The following is a 396-nucleotide window of genomic DNA, read 5'->3' on the forward strand; positions in this document are numbered from 1 at the left end:
TGCAGATGCCGATCCTGCAGATGCCGCTCCTGCAGATGCTGCTCCTGCAGATGCTGCTCCTGCAGATGCCGCTCCTGCAGATGCTGCTCCTGCAGATGCCGCACCTGAGCAAACCAGTGACTCTGAGACAGAAGATGCCTCTGACAGCCAAGATGCTGGTGACACTACCCAGGAAGATAATTCCAGTGAGGAAGAAGTAAAAGAGGAAGAAAAGCCCAAAGAAAAACTCAAGGACAAAATAAAAGAGGCTTTGGATAAAATTGTTAATGACCTGAAGAAAAAGTTTCCTTTTGGATTTTGAATCTTCTACCATTGACGTTTCTGGACTAGACTAGAGCATTCTAGATTTGATTTCCTCCAACTATGTACCCTGACTACTCTTTCTTCCTCATCCCT

General features: G+C 46.0%; 1 protein-coding gene. It reads left to right on the forward strand.

What is annotated here, in order from left to right; all coding sequences use genetic code 11:
• Positions 1–301, forward strand: a 301-nt coding sequence (locus D0T85_RS22600; RefSeq protein ID WP_203558560.1) for a hypothetical protein, incomplete at its 5' end; no start/stop codon positions are given.
• Positions 302–396: the final 95 nt, after the last annotated feature.

Origin of the sequence: Bacteroides sp. 519 (assembly GCF_010500955.1) — a bacterium.
Taxonomy (GTDB): domain Bacteria; phylum Bacteroidota; class Bacteroidia; order Bacteroidales; family Bacteroidaceae; genus Bacteroides.